This is a genomic window from Cytophaga aurantiaca DSM 3654 (assembly GCF_000379725.1).
GTDB classification, from domain to species: domain Bacteria; phylum Bacteroidota; class Bacteroidia; order Cytophagales; family Cytophagaceae; genus Cytophaga; species Cytophaga aurantiaca.
The window spans coordinates 209387-226229 of the sequence record NZ_KB903654.1 but is presented as its reverse complement, the minus strand read 5'-3'; the positions used below and the strand labels follow the sequence as shown (position 1 = coordinate 226229).

Here is a 16843-nt window from a genome sequence, read left to right as displayed (position 1 = left end):
TTTTTGTTGGTAATAGCTGCTGATTCATAGACCCTATACACAATTTGTTTTCGTGTTCCATCGGGAATGTGTATATTTAAAATGCAACATGAATACCAATTTTACCGTTCTTACTTAATATCAAATAGAATCAAGATCATTTTAAGTAGGTGTTTTATCTTTAATAATTTTAATTAATAAAAATATTTTATACGAATTTACATGGCAAAGGAAAACATACACAGAGCAATGGGAAGTTTGGCTTATGCAATTGCAGTAGCAGACGGAACAATTCAGAAAAAAGAAAAAGAAGTGATCCTTCAATTGGCAACAAAAGAATTTCAATTATCTGATACAGATAGCGAATGGATCAATGCAATGTTTACCCAATTGGAATCTCAACATATTGGAATGAATGAAGCGTATGATTATGCTATAGATACCTTGGAAGCCAATCGTCATGATTATGATTTTGATGATGCAACGAAAACCCGCTGCATCTCATTCATGAAAAAAATAGCAGATGCATTTGGCGAAACAGATTATAAAGAAACATCTGTCATTGAACGTTTCTCTTCTGACATTACACGCTTTTAATGCAAAAAAAATATCGCATATTATCTATAGACGGAGGTGGTATAAGAGGCATTATACCTGCATCGATTGTTGTGTACATTGAAAATCGATTGCAGCGTCTTACCAAAAATCCAGAGGTACGCATAAGCGATTATTTTGATTTTATTGCGGGAACAAGTACAGGAGCTATTCTTGTATCCACCTATGTATGTCCGACAGTACTTGATGAAACAAAGCATAAGTTTACAGCTTCGGATGCGCTTCGATTTTATTTAGAAAAAGGAAATTATATCTTTTCAACGGATATCTGGAATAAAGTAGCATCTATGGGTGGCTTTCTAAAAGCCCGTTACCTACACCAGCCTTTGGAAAAAGTATTGAATGTTGCATTTAAGCAAGCTAAAATAAGCGAACTGTTAAAGCCCTGTTTGATTACTTCGTACGATGTGGAACGAAAGACCCCAGTGTTTTTTCAGTCGCATGTTGCAAAGCAAAATAACGCATTGGATTTTTATGTGAAGGATGCATGCAGAGCTACTGCCAGTGCGCCTTTATACTTTGAACCTGCCCGTATAGATTCACTTACCGGAGTATCTTATACGCTGATTGATGGATCTGTTTATGCAAACAATCCAACCTTGTGTGCCTTAACAGAAGCAGCAGTTCTGTTTGCAAATAAAGGTATTCCCTTAACTGCAGATCAGTTTGAAGTAGTTTCATTGGGAACAGGCCGGAATCAAAAGGTATACACTTACGAACAGGTAAAAGATTGGGGTGGCTTAGGCTGGTTAAATCCCTTATTGGATGTGATGATCAATGGTGCTGCAGATGCCATTGAACGAGAGCTTAGCGTGCAGTTTCAGGCGTTACAGGCAACAGATCAATATCACAGGATTCAACCGGAGTTAGGTGAAGCAAGTCAGGAAATGGACGATGCATCACCGGAAAATATTGCGCGCTTAATGGATGTAGCTGCAGCTACCATTGAAAAACATAAAGACGAATTGGAAATAATTGTCAATCGTCTTATTAATAATTAAGATATATAACGTTTGGAAGCTTTGCCGGGCGAGGTATAATGAAATAAAGTTTTGTTTTATATAAACACAGTAAACATGAGCCGATTTATAGTTTATTGTTCAATCGTAATTTTTTCATTACTCTGTGTAACTGTTTCTGCACAGGATGATGCACCTACGCTTATAAATCCGGGCCTTCGTACCTTAGGCAAGCCGGTTAATACAGGAGAGTTCTCTGAATTTGCCCCAACCATCAGTGCAGATGGCAATACATTGATCTTTGAATCTGATAAAAGCGGCCGTTGGCGCTTATATATCTCGACTCAGGTGAATGGTGTGTGGTCTGCTCCGAAAGATATGGATGTAATCAATAATCGTCTGGAGCCAGGTGATTTTATAGGCGGTCCATGTTTTAGTTACGATGGAAACCGATTGTATTTTACATCCAATATGAAAGGTACTGTTGGCGGCATGGATCTATGGTATAGCGAAAAGATAAACGATGTATGGCAGGCACCTAAGAACATGGGGCGTACCGTAAATACAGGTGGCTATGATGGCTTTCCTTCTGTATCTCCAGATAACAAGACGTTGTATTTTATGCGTGCCGGAAACGCTACCTCACCAACCGGACAACGTTGCTGTATATTGATGATTGCTGAAAAAAGAGGTAATTATTTTATCAATCCCAAAGCTCTGCCTGCACCTGTAAACAGTGGCTGCGAAGGATACCCACGTATCATGGCAGATGGAAAAACCTTGATCTTTTCTTCGTTCCGTACAGGAGGTAAGGGTGGGTACGATCTGTATCAATCTAAAAAATCAGGATCCAAATGGGGAGCACCTGTTGCAATGGAATTCATTAATACACCCAAGGATGACGAATTGATTTCTGTACCTGCTTCAGGAGATGTTATTTATTTATCGAATACCAATAAAAATAATAAAGACGATATTTATAAACTTCCTTTGCCTAAAGAGTTTCAGCCCGAAGAAGTAGTGTTGGTGGAAGGTACCGTGAAGAATGAAGCAACAAATAAACCTATGCCTGCAACCATACGGGTAAGTAATATTAAAACAAAAGAACAGATCTTTGAATCCGAAAATGATTCGATTACGGGTAAATACAATTTGTATCTACAAAAAGGAAAGAAGTACGATGTGTCTGTAACCTCCAAGGGGTATAGCTTCCAGTCGGAGGTATACGATCTGGAAAAAGCAGGAGCTTATCAGAAAGTGAAAAAAGATATGATGTTGGAACCATTGAAGTTAAACGCATCGTTTCGATTGAATAATTTATTTTTTGATTTTGATTCGGCGTCTTTAACAAAAGAATCTGAATTGGAGCTGGATCGGGTAATTGATATGATGAAAACGAATTCTACGATGCAGGTAGAGATTTCGGCGCACACCGATGATATGGGAAGCGATGCATATAATTTAAAATTGTCGCAGCTGCGTGCAGAATCTGTTGTACGCTATCTAACCTTACACGGTATTGATGCATCTCGTTTGGTTGCCAAAGGTTATGGAGAAGCGATGCCTTCTGTACCAAACGATACCGATGATAACAGAGCAAAGAACCGTCGGGTAGAATTTAAAATAATTAAATTATAACGCATGTCGGATCGCATTAAAACGGCATTGGTGGGTTTTGGTAAAGCGGGAGAATTTTTACATGCTCCTTTTATAGAAAGCAGTCCTTTTTTTGAACTAACAAAAATAGTTGAACGTACACCCAAACATGCAGCAACGGCTTATCCGCAAGCGCAGATTGTTCGTACGTTTCAGGAGGTACTTTCAGATCCTGCTATTGAGTTGGTTGTATTGACTACTCCCAATGAAACGCATGCCGAGCTTGCTGCACAGGTTTTGTCGGCCGGAAAACATGTTGTGGTAGATAAACCGTTTACGGTATATGCATCCGATGCAAAACGTTTGTTGGAACTTTCTCTAAAAACAGGGAAGCATATTTTTGTGTATCAGAACAGGAGATGGGATGGAGATTTTTTAACCGTTCAAAAAATAATAAAGGAAGAAGTATTGGGAAAAATATTTTCAATCGAATCACGTTTCGACCGATACAGACCAGAGCCGCGGACAACGTACTGGAAAGAATCAGATGCGTTAGGAAACGGCTTGTGGTATGACTTAGGACCGCATTTGATGGATCAGGCATTCCACGTATTCGGACAGCCGCAAAACTATACAGCAGATATTAAAAAGCAACGGAAAGGGGCGATCGGTATTGATTACGTTGATGTGACGTTTCAATATGATCAGATGACATTTACTATACATGCTGGTATGTTAGAGAAAGAACCTACACCACGCTGGGTTATTAAAGGTTCTAAGGGTACGTATGTGAAATATGGTGTCGATCCTCAGGAAGCGAGATTGAATGCAGGAGAGAAGCCTTTATCAGTGGATTGGGGAGTTGAAGATGCCGGTCAATTTGGTAAGATCGAATTTGCAGATGGACAGATACAAACCTATCCTACCTTACCGGGTGATTATCGTATATTTTATCAAGGTGTATCTGATTCGATACGAAAGGGTACACAACCTCTTATATCCTTGAATGATGCGGTTGAGCTGGTAGGATGGTTAGAGAGACTTTCTGGTTAATTATGAATTATGAGTTATAAATTATGAATGAAAAGTCTGATTGTAAATCAGACTTTTTTATTTTATTACAAATAATTCATAATTACTTCCTTCTTTTCTTAATCAGTCGGAAGCTTACCATTAATGAGATCAATACACCGAGCATAAGCATGCTTGTGAAGCTTTGTATGAGATAAGAAGAAAGATTAAAGTATTCTTTTGCGTCCTGTAATGCAATCACACTGTTATCTCCGCTCATAAGTGCTTTTTTAGTTGCGCCGGCAATCATGTTGCCAAAAAATGCCGGATTGATATATGTAACAAAGATCCATAAAAGAGGCAACAGCAAAAAAGCAGAAGTTACAGCAACAATAACACCACTCATTAAACCATCTTTAATTTCAAATGCTTCCGGAGTCTGTGCAGCATACCGTTTCTTTACAGCCCAGTTGACACCAATTACAGGAAGAATGTATGCAAGATTAGTAACATATGGATGATAATCGATCAGACGGTCGTGGAATCCAATAATGTATTCTAAACAGATCCAGATAAAAGAAGCTACAGCAATAGTAACACCGGCAAGTAATTCGTTTTTAATGATCATGAAATGGTTTTATTAATATAGTCGAATGAGTGTGATTTTTATTGTATAGTTTATATCCGCTATTGCGGATTTATCGCTGCTAAATTGCATAGCCCACGGTTTTAAACATGGGGAGTAAATAATAATTTAAATACAATCAATAATTAATCAGCGATTGAATGGTTGGACAGTACGGAGTAAGTTTATCTTTTCCTTTTAGAAAATTCAATTCAATCAGAAAAGAATAAGCAACGATTTCCCCCTGAGATTTTTTGATCAGCTTTGATGTTGCTTCCGCTGTACCACCAGTTGCTAAAATATCATCGTGGATAGCAACTTTCCAGCCCGGTTGTATGGCATCGGTATGCATTTCTATTGTATTCGTTCCATACTCCAATGCATATTCTTCATACACGGTTTCATATGGCAGCTTTCCTTTTTTACGTATCGGTATCATTGGAACCCCCAGTTCCATAGCTACAGACAAACCAAACCAGAAACCTCGGCTGTCTAAACAGGCGAGTGCATCTATGTGTAACGGGCGCAATTGATCTGCAATAGCTTGTACAATTGCCTTACATAATTGAGGATCTTTTAGTAAGGGAGTAATGTCTTTAAAAATAATTCCCGGTTCGGGAAAATCAACGATATCGCGAATGGTTGATTTTATTGTTTGTTCTAAAATTTCTTCAGATGTAGCCATAAAATTTATCCCCTTGGGTTGATTCCATCAACAATATACGACATCTTGCAGGTGCTTTACAAGAGTAGAATGGAAAAGGAACAAATTACCGGAATATTGGTGCCGATGCAGCAGGAGATTGAATTGATCCTGCATCATATGCACGTAGAAAATATTGTTGAAACAGGCAGTCGCAAGTTTTATGTCGGCACTATACAAGGAAAGAAAAGTGTGGTGAGTTTGTCCCGTATCGGTAAAGTTGCTTCTTCGGTTACAGCAGCGGTTATGATCGAACGTTTCGGTGTGGACCGCATCATCGTAACAGGTGTTGCAGGTGGTTTAACCGATGAAGTTAAGATCGGAGATATTGTTGTAGCAACTTCTTCTGTTCAGCACGATATGGATTGCCGTCCGATCTTTCCGCAGTTTGAAATTCCGTTACTGGATGTAACAACTTTTAACTGTGATACAGCCCTTGTTGAAGATGCATTCAAAAGCTGTTCTACTTTTATTAAAGAAGAACTGTATGATTTTGTAAGTAAAGAAGAGTTGGAAGCCTTACACATTCAGCAGCCAACCGTTCACAAAGGTTTGCTGGTAAGCGGTGATCAGTTTATTGGTACCATGCCGCAATACGAAAAGATCAGAGCCGAACTTCCTGATGCCATTTTCGTTGAAATGGAAGGGGCGGCCGTCGCACAGGTGTGTTATGAATATAAGGTTCCGTTGGTTGTCGTACGTTCGATCTCAGATAAAGCAAATGCAATTGCGCACATCGACTTCAACCGATATATTGAAAATGTTGCGAAGTATTATACCTGGGGATTGATAGAGGGGATGATGAAATAGGTTTTAAGTTTTATGTATTAAGTTTTAAGAAGCGTAAACGCTTCAGAAGATCTTAATAATCGCATTCTTAAAACATAATATATTGAACGTATTACTTTCTTAAAACGTAAAACTTATTACTTATAACATGATTAAAAACGATCCTAAAATCATCAATGCCTGGTGCACTTACGACTGGGCTAATTCGGTGTATTCGCTGACGATCACAACAGCAATTTTTCCTGAATACTTTTTAGGGATCACGAATAGCGAGGCGAATCATAATCTGGTTGACTTCTTCGGCTTTTTAATTCCGAATACGGTTTTGTATTCATGGGCAGTATCGATTGTATTTTTAGTGGCTGCAATCCTGAGTCCGTTTTTAACATCCATTGCCGATTATTCCGGAATGAAAAAAACGTTTATGAAAGTGTCTTGCTATACAGGTGCAGTGTCGTGTGCAGCGTTATATTTTTTTAATGAACATACGATAGAATTTGGTGTACTTGCTTTTGTGCTTGCAGGTATCGGTTATAGTTCAAGCATTGTATTTTACAATTCTTATCTACCGGAAATTGCAACCGAAGATCAGTATGATCGCATCAGTGCTAAAGGATATACATGGGGATATATCGGCAGTGTCTTGTTATTAATTATCAATTTGGTATGCGTTGTATTCCATGAAAAGATTGGGATTACATCGAGTCTTGCAGCACGTTTAGCTTTCTTAACCGTAGGTGTATGGTGGCTTGTATTCGGACAGATCTCTTTCATGGGATTACCGAAGGTGCAGCAGAAAAATAATGCAGGGCATATGCTGACCAATGGTTTAATAGAATTGAATAAAGTGTGGAAGAACATTCAGAAACTTCCCTTGTTAAAACGTTTTCTTGTTGGCTTTTTCTTTTACAATATGGGTGTGCAGACTGTTATGTATCTGGCCCCCTTGTTTGCAAAAGAAGTAATACACATCGAACAGGAATCATTGATCGCTACGATACTGTTGATTCAACTGGTTGCTATTGCAGGTGCCTATGCATTGAACATCTTATCCAATAGAGTAGGGAATACCAATGCGTTGATGGCAGGGGTTGTTGTATGGATCGCGATCTGCTGCATGGCGTATGTTGTTAAGCCAGGTGTAAGTTTCTTTATTCTGGCCGGAACAATAGGTTTTGTAATGGGAGGCGTGCAGTCCTTATCGCGTGCAACCTATTCGAAGTTGATGCCTGTGAATACAAAAGATCATGCATCCTATTTTAGTTTCTTTGATGTAGTTGATAAAATGTCGATCGTACTGGGAACCTTTAGTTATGGATTGATCCGACAAGTAACAGGGGATATGCGCAACAGTTTAATTGCTTTGGGTATTTATTTTGTGATCAGTATTTTCTTCCTGCGATTGATCCCTTCGAAGCAGGTGTATGATACGCAGCTACCTGACTAGTGGTCAGTTGTCAGTTGTCAGTAAACAGTGGTCAGTATACTACAGGAGGATTTCATTTGCGCCCTTTGCGTTTTTATCTTTACGTTCCTTGCGGTTAAAATAATTTGACTTGGTTTGCTGCAGGCGATACATAAACACTTGTTTATAACTTTATCAACTTTTAATTATTTGATTTTTAATTGAATGTGTTTTGTAATGAACACTTTCAACAGTTAATCCACAATCCATTTTCGACTTTGAAAAAAATGTATCTTTGTAGATAACTCCTTTTTACTTAGTACTCTGTACTTGGTACTAAGTACTCAAAAAATACGCACATGATTCTTTCAGGTTTAGAGATTAAAGATAAATTAGGTTCTGATATTGTGATCGAACCATACGACGATTCCCGCTTAAATCCCAATAGCTACAACTTACGCTTACACAATGAATTGCTGGTATATGACAACAATGAACTTGATATGAAAAAGCCGAACACTGCTTCGCCGTTGATCATACCGGAAGAGGGGGTGTTGTTGGAGACAGGTAAATTGTATTTAGGCAGAACGATTGAATACACAGAATCACATAACTATGTTCCGATGCTGGAAGGGCGTTCCTCTATCGGTCGCCTGGGCTTATTCGTTCACGTTACTGCCGGCTTTGGCGACGTTGGTTTCTGTGGCTTCTGGACATTGGAGATCTTCTGTGTGCATCCGATCCGTGTGTATCCGGGCGTTGAGATCTGTCAGATCTTCTATCACACCATTGAAGGAAAATACGAAAACTATAAAAGCGGAAAATACCAGAACAACAAAGGCATTCAGCCGAGCTTGTTGTATAAGGATTTCGAAAAGTAGTTTTATAAGTTACTAGGTGCTAGTTACTAGTTTCCAGATAAAAAATGTTTAACCATTATACTAGTACCTAGCAGCTAGTACCTCGCAACTACATTCATTATGCTTCCCATCGACCCACTCAATCAGGTAGCGGAATTTCACCGCACGTTCAAACATCCCATCTTAGATACCCCAACAATCCCTGCGATAGAGCGCGCTAAATTGCGTGTAGCCTTGCTTGCAGAGGAGTTAAAGGAATTGGAAGAAGCCATTGCACAAAATGATATTGTAGAAGTGGCAGATGCATTATGCGATCTTCAATATGTATTGGCAGGAGCGGTGCTTGAGTTTGGTTTGGGTGAAAAATTTAAAGATCTGTTCGATGAAGTGCAGCGTTCAAACATGAGTAAGACCTGTGCTACGGAGCAGGAAGCAAAAGACACCATCGCACATTACGAAGCGAAAGGACAACCTTGCTATCATGTGAAAAGTGGCAATCATTATCTGGTATATAGAACAGAAGATAATAAAACATTAAAGTCAATTAAGTATTCTGCAGCTGACTTGAAATCAATTGTAGAGAAATAAAAGTTGTTTGTAAAAAGGTCCCGCCGATAGCGGGACTTTTTCTTTTACTGTTTTTATGAAAAAGCTCTCATTATTTTTACTTATAAATTTTTGCTCTTTTTCTTTAAGCAATGCACAGGATCGTGTACAGAAATTGATTGCTGAAATAAAAGCTTCAAACACGATTGAGTGCATTGTTCTGGGTTATGCAGGAATGCCTTCAGCTTTATTTATGAAGGCTGATACATTAAATGGATTGCTTTCTGCAAAAGATAAAATACAATTATTTAATGATTCCAGCTACGTTTTGAAATATTACTGTTTTCATTATCTATTGTCTGATAAAGACAATGATTCAGTTGTTTTTGAATTATTGAAAAAAGTAATCAATGATACATCTGAAGTAGCCTATTATTGCAGCTGTTTAATTGACATATATCCATTTAATGGACTCCTTGTAGAAGAGTATTATCATTTTATTCAATCTAAATACAAGGATGGAAATCCAACTGTTTTGGGTAATAGCAACAAGGTATATATGTTTTCGAAGCCTGATAAGAAAAGTATAAAGAAAAATTATATCAGTTAAAATTGCTTATAGAACAATCAAAATACAGAGATATATTATTACGATATATTCAAGAATAATTCTATCTCTGCATTTTACTTATGTTACTCTTCTTCGATCTCTTTTAACTGAGATTTAATAAAAGGTGTTCTTGGTGCAAGAAAATATCCCGTAAGACTTGCAAAAAGAATCGGAATGAAATACGTAAAGCCCGTAAGAGATGATAACAATATAGTTGTACTCATTGGAGTGCGTGTAACACAAGCATTGATTGCAGCCATGCAGCTTACAATTGTTAATGCAAGATTAACCATAGGGAAGTACTGATGAATAATAAGGCCCAGGCATGCACCCACAAAAAATAACGGAATAATAAAACCACCTCTCCAGCCGGATGTTACCGTTACACCAATAGCAATTATTTTAAATACGATTATAGCCAGTAACATATTTAATGTAAATGATTCTGTTAATAGGGTGTGTATTTGATCGTGTCCGAAGTAACGTGTTACCGGAAGGTAATAGGCAATGATGCCTAATACAATACCTCCGGCAAAGGTTTTAATATATATAGGAAACTCTATTGTCTTTAAGATAGATTGCAGAATTTTTATATAATAAATAAACAGCCATCCGATAGCAGTCGCACACAAGCCAAATAGTACTGCATAAGCAAAGTCAAATCTGTCGAACATTTCATAGGCTGGTAATTCCCAGGTTGGGCCGATACCCATATTTATGATCACAGCAAAAATAATGTAGCTGAATGAACTGGCAACTAAAGCCGGGATGATTGCCTGATAATATTCTACAGCATGTTTGTGATGTAAAATTTCCAACGCAAACAAACTTCCTCCCAATGGAGCACCAAATAAGGCCGTAAATCCGGATGCCATACCTGCAATGCTAAGCGAACGTAATTCTTCTTCCTTCAACCGCAGCAATCTTCCGATCCAGGAACCTGTAGAACCTGTTACCTGTACCAATGGAGCCTCGGGTCCAAGGCTTCCCCCGGATGCTACACACAGCAGAGAAGATACGATCATGGAAGGATTATTTTTAGGATCTAATTTTCCTTTTTTGAATCGGATGTTATTCACCATTAAATGCATTTCACCGGGATCTCCTATAACATGAATGACCAAACCTGCAAGCAGCCCGCATATTGCCATGACCGGAATGACTAGCCATCCTTCAAAATGTGCAATGCTATGTGTGAGATATTCAAGCGTGATCCAATATATACCGGCTGTTACACCGCCAATAAGTCCAAGAGCTGCCCACAATAAAAACATTCTGCTGAATACAAAATTATCAAAGCGGACTGGTTTATTCAGCGTGTTTAAATGATTTATGAATTGTCGTTTTCGTTGGGTGCTCATTTGATGAATTGTATGTATGATACGGACAATATAATTCAAAAATAATAAAACACATACAAAAGATGTATAGTAAAGGACTTCTTGGAGCCTTTATTAATGGCCTGATACGGCTGTATTTAAATATAATATACGTACACGAATCTGAAAATATAAAATACGTGTATACACCTATTTCACCCCGCTCTCATTTTAGTTAAATAGAAGATTCGTTAATAAGTATATAGCATCAACGTCTATTGTTTTGACTAATTAGGGCACTATGAAGAAAAGAATAACCAGAAGTCTGCGTGTATCAAAATACATTATCTATAAGGAAACCCTTGTTGATTACAAAGAACATGTTTGGTCTTTTATAGGTGCGTTTGTTGGCATTGGTTTAATTACTTTTTTTCAAAGTAAAATTGTCACGCATCAGGAGAATGTTTTTTTAATAGGTTCATTTGGTGCTTCCAGTGTGTTGGTATATGGATCTATTCAAAGTCCGTTAGCTCAGCCTAGAAATTTAATCGGAGGCCATGTGATCTCCGCATTCATTGGTGTAACAGCGTATAAATTATTTCCGGATATGCTATGGCTCTCAGCTCCGTTTGCAGTTGCTTTGTCGATTGTCCTGATGCAAATCACAAAAACGTTACATCCTCCCGGTGGTGCCACTGCTCTAATCGCTGTTATCGGGTCAGAAAAAATAAAACATTTAGGTTATTGGTATGTATTGAGCCCTGTTCTGACGGGGTGTTTGATTATGCTTGTTGTAGCGTTGATCTTTAATAATATGACTTCACATAGAAGTTATCCGACAGATAAAAGGTATACAAAAGCGTTCCGGACACGATTAAGAAAGTTTGAACAGGATTAAAAGATTGCAGGATAGACAGGATTATGTTGGAGTTACTAGTCTTTTATTGTAAACGCTTTTAAATTCTAGGCTTTTTCCTCCGAAATTAATGAGTAAACCATCTGCTATATTATATGCTTCGCAGTAATTTATAGCTTGAGCTTTATGAGCTTCTTCTATCTTTTCAACAGCTTTTATTTCAAGCATTACTTTCCCTTCAATAAAAAAATCTACTCTTCTCATTCCGACAGAATGCCCTTTGTAAATGATTTCCATTTCCTGTTTCCATGTATATTTAACCTTCGATTGATTAAATTCAACAGCTAAACAACGTTGGTATATTTTTTCCTGGAAGCCATTTCCTAGTCTTTTGTGTACTTCCATAGCACATCCGATAATTTTATGTGTTAATGCATTGATTTCATTATTCTCCATATGTTATAAAAAAAATAGTTTGATGAAATATTTTTCACCAAACTATACAATCAAATAATGAATTCAAACTACCTTAAAAAATACTAACAATAGATAAAATTACAAACGAATGATCCTGTCCATCCTGCAATCTTTTAATCGTGTCTCACTGGCTACTCAAATATCAAATGCTTCACCGAATCACCGCTTGACGCTAGCTCCTGTAACGATTCAATACCAATCTTTAAATGTTCTTCTGCATAGAGTTTCGTTACAGAAGTATCGCTATCGGCAGTCTTTACGCCGTCTGGTACCATTGGATTGTCAGAGACCAATAACAATGCTCCGTGTGGAATGCTGTTCGCAAAGCCTACAACGAATATTGTAGCCGTTTCCATATCAATAGCCATCGTTCGGATGCTGCGCAGATATTCTTTAAATTTTTCGTCGTGTTCCCAAACTCTTCGGTTCGTTGTATAAACGGTTCCCGTCCAATAATCGCGTTCATGCTTACGGATAATAGATGAAACCGCTTGCTGCAATCGGAAGGAAGGGAGCGCCGGAATTTCTTTCGGCAGATAATCATCGCTTGTACCTTCGCCGCGTATCGCTGCAATCGGAAGGATCAGATCTCCGACTTTTGTTTTCTTCAAGCCTCCGCATTTGCCTAAAAATAAAACGGCTTTAGGATCAATTGCAGAAAGTATATCCATACAGGTTGCTGCCATAGCGCTTCCCATACCAAAATTTATAATGGTGATGTTGTTTGCAGTACAGGTCTGCATCGGTTTCCCGATACCTTTTATTTCAGCATCGAATTGTTTTGCAAACATTTCGAGGTAATTATGAAAATTTACAATTAAGATATATTCTCCAAATTCTTTGATTTCTGTTCCTGTATAGCGTGGCAACCAGTTCTTTACAATTTCTTCTTTCGTTTTCATACAACAATATTAAAAGTAATAACTGAAATTTCTATTTTTATGTACGTAAATTACGAGGCAATAGTATACACATGTACCCGAATTTAAATTTACCTGAAGCAGATTTAAAACTTTCCAGAGATAATGGGGAGATATATGTATATGATGGTATACGTAAAAAAAATATTTTGTTGACTCCCGAAGAATGGGTGCGCCAACATTTTATTCATTATCTGATCCATACCTGTAAATATCCACGGGTACTTTTTAAAGTTGAATCAGGCTTGCAGTATAATACCATGCAGAAACGCAGCGATATTCAGATCTATAACCGTCAGGGTACGGTCTTTATGCTGGTTGAATGTAAAGCCTTTTCGGTTCCGTTGAGTGAACAGACGCTCAAGCAGGCATCGGCTTATAATAAAACAATAGCAGCTGAGTGGCTGGTTATAACAAATGGTTTACATCATTTCGCTTTCCAACGGGTTGGCGAAGGCGATGAAATCGCTTTTGAAAAGCGGAACGAACTTCCTCCTTTTATATAGATCCCTTCGTTTTTCCCCAGGTGTAATACGTGTTTTCAATCATACCATTGTTGTAGTATTGAATAATGGCTTGAATGAGTTTACGCTCTTTCTCGTTTGCTGGCCGTATGATTTCGTGCGTATATTTTTTTATAAGAAACTCAGTCTCTAACGTTCCTTCTATATAATAGTCCTTTAAAAATACTCGATAATTGTTGTCTGAAAAGTTTACTGCATAATCATGTGATGGCTGTTTTCCAAAAACCGATTGACCGATCAATGCTGGCTCCGGATTTATGATCTGCAGATAGTCTAAAATACTTGGCATGATATCAATCTGACTTGCAACCAGAGAAGTATCTGCAGTTAATTTTTCAGAAGGATGGAAGAAGATCAGCGGAACGTTGTAATCGCCACGTATATTCTTATACTTCGGATTGCTATGCATTTGTGTATGATCTGCAGTGATAACAAACAAGGTGTTGGTATACCAGGTTTCTTTCTTAGCAGCTTCGAAGAATTTTCGTAACGAGTAATCTACATAACCAATCGTTTTGTGAATATCCAGATCGCCTTCGGGAAACTTGCCGGCATATTTTTCTGGTAATGAATACGGTTGGTGTGAACTGATCGTAAATACGCAGCTTGCAAAAGGCTGTGGAAATGTGTTCAGATGTTCTTTAAAATATTGAAGATAAGGTTCGTCATAAATGCCCCAGTTACCATCAAAATCTTCTTGGCTTCCTTTGTATTCGTTCAAACCGTAATAGTGTGTAAAGTCTGCATTTTTTGTAAATGCATCAAATCCCATTGAACCGTTTTTAGCAGCATGAAAGAACGATGTATGGTAACCGCTTTTAAGTAACTGCGTACCCAAACCTTGTAATGCGTTGGTTTGATAGAGAGACGTGATATAAGGTTCGCGCATCAGACCCGGTATGGATGCAAGGATAGAAGGTACAGCTTCCATGCTTACACGTCCGTTTGCAAAATGATTTTGGAAATATAAATTCGTTGAAGCCAGCGAATCCAAAAAGGGAGTATAGCCTTTTCCTGCATTCGCTATTCCGGTATATTCAGATGCAAAGCTTTCCAGAATGATGATGACAACATTTTGTTTTGTTGTATGTGTTGGAAACGTTGACTTCCCTTGTCTGTTCCATTCTGATAAAATATCCGACACTTCACTTTCATTTTTAAAATAGTGAACGGGTTCAATGGGTTCAATGCCAATCGTCATAAAAATATTGAAAGGAGTATTCAATACAACGTTGCCAAGTTTACTTGGTTGAATGGAGAATGCAATGTTTGGACGCAATGGTTTAAGCTGGAAGCCGCTGCGGATACCAAGTACAGCAAGCCCTATAAATAGGGCATAACCGATTGCAAAATAAAGTACAGGTCTTTTAGAAACTACCGGTTTGTATGTTAAACGCAGCGTGCGAAGTAGAATCCATAAAAACAATACAAATCCAAGTAAAGCAATGTGCCAGTAGTGTAAGAACAATTGATTTGCCTGATTACCTATATCATCTTTAATGCCTAAGATCTCAATGCCTGTACGTTTTCCTGTGAACGCAAAGTATTCTAAGTCGAGGAGATTTAATGAAACCAGAATGCTGTTAACAAGAACAAAGAGAAGTTTATTGATGGTAAATACCCACTTAGGTATGGCAAAGAAGCGACCAATTGCTAGCGGTAAAAAGAATACAACGTTTGCACCTAGTAGTATAGACAGGTCAAAACGCAAGCCCAGTAAGAAGGCGTAAGCGATTTGACTAGTCGTACACGATTCAAATTCCGGAGAATAAAATAAATAAAATAAAAGTCTGCAAAGACTGAATAAGAAAAGAAGAAATAATAACCGGGTAAATAGAAAGCGATATAAAGCTACGATCATGAATTCAGGTATTCGTGTATATCATGCAAAGATAACTGAAATGTTTTAGCCAGCATAACATCCACTACATTACCTGAGGCAATGGATAAGCCTTTTTGTATTTCACTGTTTGATCTGCACGCTTCTTTCCAGCCTTTATCTGCGATCTGTATCAGATAGGGCAGACTGGCATTGGTAAGTGCAATGGTAGAACTTGCCGGTACGGCACCCGGTATATTGGGCACGCAATAATGTATCACATCGTTTACTGTAAAGATCGGGTGTTCATGCGATGTGGGTTTACAGGTTTCGATACATCCGCCCTGATCAACGGCAACATCTATTACCACACTGCCTTTGGGCATCGTTTCGATCATAGCTTTACTTGCTAACACTGGCGCTTTTCCGCCGGGTATTAATACCGCTCCGATAAGCACATCTGTGTTTAGTAAATATTCAGCTATGAGCTGCTGCGTAGGATAGATGCCTGTTACGTTAGCAGGAAGTACATCGGCCAAATAACGCAGACGGTTTAAATTAATGTCCATTAAAATAACTTCCGCACCCATACCTGAAGCGATTTTTGCTGCCTGCGTACCAACAACACCTGCGCCTAAGATCACAACCCGGGCAGGTTTAACACCTGGCACGCCACCCAGAAGCTTTCCGCTTCCTCCATTATTTTTTTCTAAATAATGTGCCGCGATCTGTACAGCCATACGTCCGGCCACTTCCGACATGGGCGTTAAGATCGGCAAGGAATGATCGGCTTTCTGAATGGTCTCATACGTAATGCAAATTGCTTTGCGCTCGATCATCGCTTTTGTTAATTCTTCATTCGAAGCAAAATGGAAGTAGGTGAAAATAATCTGCCCTTCTTTGATCAACGCATATTCAGAAGTCAGAGGTTCTTTCACTTTTACAATCAGATCTGCTTTTGCAAATACATCTACTGCTTTTTCCAGAATAGTAGCGCCCGCTTTTGTATAAGCTTCGTCTGTAAAGCCCGAACCAAGACCGGCTCCTTGTTGTATAAGTATGGTATGTTTGTGTGCGATCAATTCTGCAACTCCGGAAGGAGTCATTGAAACCCGAAACTCTCTGTTCTTAATTTCTTTTGGTACACCGATGATCATAACTTTGGTTTCTTAATGTTCGTTATCAAATTCTATTGACTGTAAACTACAGGTATTCTATTTAATTCTTTAA

General features: G+C 38.3%; 18 protein-coding genes. 11 read left to right on the top strand and 7 right to left on the bottom strand.

The window, feature by feature from the left end; translation table 11 throughout:
* Nucleotides 1-201 precede the first annotated feature (201 nt).
* The 4 genes from A3EE_RS0114195 to A3EE_RS0114180 all read left to right on the top strand — a co-directional run bounded on the left by A3EE_RS0114195 (nucleotide 202) and on the right by A3EE_RS0114180 (nucleotide 4202).
* Nucleotides 202-576: a TerB family tellurite resistance protein gene (locus A3EE_RS0114195; protein ID WP_018344112.1), complete on the top strand. Its 375-nt coding sequence runs from the start codon at nucleotides 202-204 to the stop codon at nucleotides 574-576.
* On the top strand, nucleotides 576-1595 hold the full coding sequence (locus tag A3EE_RS0114190) for a patatin-like phospholipase family protein (protein WP_018344111.1): 1020 nt from the start codon (nucleotides 576-578) through the stop codon (nucleotides 1593-1595). Before A3EE_RS0114195 ends, A3EE_RS0114190 begins: the two co-directional genes overlap by 1 nt.
* Nucleotides 1596-1670: 75 nt before the next feature.
* On the top strand, nucleotides 1671-3191 hold the full coding sequence (locus tag A3EE_RS0114185; protein ID WP_018344110.1) for an OmpA family protein: 1521 nt from the start codon (nucleotides 1671-1673) through the stop codon (nucleotides 3189-3191).
* Between the two features lie 3 nt (nucleotides 3192-3194).
* Nucleotides 3195-4202: a Gfo/Idh/MocA family oxidoreductase gene (locus A3EE_RS0114180; protein ID WP_018344109.1), complete on the top strand. Its 1008-nt coding sequence runs from the start codon at nucleotides 3195-3197 to the stop codon at nucleotides 4200-4202.
* A gap of 82 nt (nucleotides 4203-4284) precedes the next feature.
* Here A3EE_RS0114180 and A3EE_RS0114175 read toward each other — a convergent pair whose 3' ends face one another.
* Both A3EE_RS0114175 and A3EE_RS0114170 read right to left on the bottom strand, forming a co-directional pair.
* Nucleotides 4285-4788, bottom strand: coding sequence for a DUF4199 domain-containing protein (locus A3EE_RS0114175; RefSeq protein ID WP_018344108.1), 504 nt, complete (start codon nucleotides 4786-4788; stop codon nucleotides 4285-4287).
* Nucleotides 4789-4924: 136 nt separating this feature from the next.
* The gene (locus A3EE_RS0114170; RefSeq protein ID WP_018344107.1) at nucleotides 4925-5470 is read right to left on the bottom strand and encodes an adenine phosphoribosyltransferase; all 546 of its coding nucleotides are present in this window, start codon (nucleotides 5468-5470) and stop codon (nucleotides 4925-4927) included.
* Between the two features lie 69 nt (nucleotides 5471-5539).
* Here A3EE_RS0114170 and A3EE_RS0114165 point away from each other — a divergent pair, with 69 nt between their 5' ends.
* The 5 genes from A3EE_RS0114165 to A3EE_RS0114145 all read left to right on the top strand — a co-directional run bounded on the left by A3EE_RS0114165 (nucleotide 5540) and on the right by A3EE_RS0114145 (nucleotide 9698).
* Nucleotides 5540-6298, top strand: coding sequence for a 5'-methylthioadenosine/adenosylhomocysteine nucleosidase (locus tag A3EE_RS0114165; protein ID WP_018344106.1), 759 nt, complete (start codon nucleotides 5540-5542; stop codon nucleotides 6296-6298).
* Nucleotides 6299-6425: 127 nt separating this feature from the next.
* Nucleotides 6426-7724: an MFS transporter gene (locus tag A3EE_RS0114160; RefSeq protein ID WP_018344105.1), complete on the top strand. Its 1299-nt coding sequence runs from the start codon at nucleotides 6426-6428 to the stop codon at nucleotides 7722-7724.
* Nucleotides 7725-8041: 317 nt separating this feature from the next.
* Nucleotides 8042-8563 (top strand): dCTP deaminase, encoded by a 522-nt coding sequence (dcd, locus tag A3EE_RS0114155; RefSeq protein ID WP_018344104.1) that lies wholly within the window; start codon nucleotides 8042-8044, stop codon nucleotides 8561-8563.
* Nucleotides 8564-8662: 99 nt separating this feature from the next.
* On the top strand, nucleotides 8663-9130 hold the full coding sequence (locus A3EE_RS0114150) for a pyrophosphohydrolase domain-containing protein (RefSeq protein WP_018344103.1): 468 nt from the start codon (nucleotides 8663-8665) through the stop codon (nucleotides 9128-9130).
* A gap of 55 nt (nucleotides 9131-9185) precedes the next feature.
* Nucleotides 9186-9698 (top strand): hypothetical protein, encoded by a 513-nt coding sequence (locus tag A3EE_RS0114145; protein WP_018344102.1) that lies wholly within the window; start codon nucleotides 9186-9188, stop codon nucleotides 9696-9698.
* An 83-nt stretch (nucleotides 9699-9781) separates the two neighbouring features.
* Here A3EE_RS0114145 and A3EE_RS0114140 read toward each other — a convergent pair whose 3' ends face one another.
* A complete protein-coding gene (locus A3EE_RS0114140; protein ID WP_026209784.1) occupies nucleotides 9782-11059 on the bottom strand; it encodes a chloride channel protein in 1278 nt (425 codons plus the stop codon).
* Nucleotides 11060-11318: 259 nt separating this feature from the next.
* Between A3EE_RS0114140 and A3EE_RS0114135 the strand changes: the two genes are divergently transcribed.
* The gene (locus A3EE_RS0114135; RefSeq protein ID WP_018344100.1) at nucleotides 11319-11915 is read left to right on the top strand and encodes an HPP family protein; all 597 of its coding nucleotides are present in this window, start codon (nucleotides 11319-11321) and stop codon (nucleotides 11913-11915) included.
* 21 nt (nucleotides 11916-11936) lie between these two features.
* Here A3EE_RS0114135 and A3EE_RS0114130 read toward each other — a convergent pair whose 3' ends face one another.
* Both A3EE_RS0114130 and A3EE_RS0114125 read right to left on the bottom strand, forming a co-directional pair.
* Nucleotides 11937-12329: a GxxExxY protein gene (locus tag A3EE_RS0114130; RefSeq protein WP_018344099.1), complete on the bottom strand. Its 393-nt coding sequence runs from the start codon at nucleotides 12327-12329 to the stop codon at nucleotides 11937-11939.
* Nucleotides 12330-12481: 152 nt separating this feature from the next.
* Nucleotides 12482-13252 (bottom strand): AMP nucleosidase, encoded by a 771-nt coding sequence (locus A3EE_RS0114125; protein WP_018344098.1) that lies wholly within the window; start codon nucleotides 13250-13252, stop codon nucleotides 12482-12484.
* A 71-nt stretch (nucleotides 13253-13323) separates the two neighbouring features.
* Here A3EE_RS0114125 and A3EE_RS0114120 point away from each other — a divergent pair, with 71 nt between their 5' ends.
* Complete coding sequence (locus A3EE_RS0114120) at nucleotides 13324-13776, top strand: type I restriction enzyme HsdR N-terminal domain-containing protein (protein WP_018344097.1); 453 nt, start codon at nucleotides 13324-13326, stop codon at nucleotides 13774-13776.
* On the opposite strand, the gene A3EE_RS0114115 is transcribed toward A3EE_RS0114120, so the two are convergent.
* Together A3EE_RS0114115 and ald are read right to left on the bottom strand one after the other, a co-directional pair.
* Nucleotides 13769-15655: an LTA synthase family protein gene (locus A3EE_RS0114115; protein ID WP_018344096.1), complete on the bottom strand. Its 1887-nt coding sequence runs from the start codon at nucleotides 15653-15655 to the stop codon at nucleotides 13769-13771. The two genes, A3EE_RS0114120 and A3EE_RS0114115, sit on opposite strands and share 8 nt — an antisense overlap.
* Complete coding sequence (ald, locus tag A3EE_RS0114110) at nucleotides 15652-16770, bottom strand: alanine dehydrogenase (protein WP_018344095.1); 1119 nt, start codon at nucleotides 16768-16770, stop codon at nucleotides 15652-15654. Before ald ends, A3EE_RS0114115 begins: the two co-directional genes overlap by 4 nt.
* Nucleotides 16771-16843: the final 73 nt, after the last annotated feature.